This is a genomic window from Corynebacterium sp. HMSC078A10 (assembly GCF_001811565.1).
Lineage (GTDB): Bacteria > Actinomycetota > Actinomycetes > Mycobacteriales > Mycobacteriaceae > Corynebacterium > Corynebacterium hesseae.
Genome location: NZ_KV805223.1, coordinates 1 through 365, shown reverse-complemented (window position 1 = coordinate 365; position 365 = coordinate 1). Strand labels below are relative to the sequence as shown.

The 365-nt window shown below is 54.5% G+C and carries 1 protein-coding gene; it reads left to right on the top strand.

Translation table 11 applies throughout. The features are described 5' to 3' along the window. Positions 1-12: 12 nt before the first annotated feature. The coding region (locus HMPREF2808_RS10210; RefSeq protein WP_168165078.1) for a putative Ig domain-containing protein at positions 13-365 on the top strand (353 nt) is incomplete at its 3' end.

The window sequence follows — 365 nt, the reverse complement described above, 5'->3', positions numbered from 1 at the left end:
GATGCTTCTGTTGTGACGGATAAGGTCACTGTTGTTGAGGGTCAGGAGGCTGATCCGTTTGATACCGCTAAGGATGTTCCGGAGGGTGGCAAGGTTGAGGTTGAGAACCTGCCTGGTGGCCTGACGGTTGATCCGGAGACGGGTAAGGTTACTGGTATCCCGGACAAGCTTGACTGGGGTAAGGATGAGGAGGAGCGTGACGTTACTGTCACGGTCACCATCACTGACAAGGACGGCAAGGTAGTCGCCAAGGAAGATAAGGTGATCACGGTTCAGCGTGATACCGATGGTGATGGCAAGCCGGATGTTACTGACACCGATGATGATGGTGATGGTGCTACCGACGAGGAAGAGAAGGAAGCCGG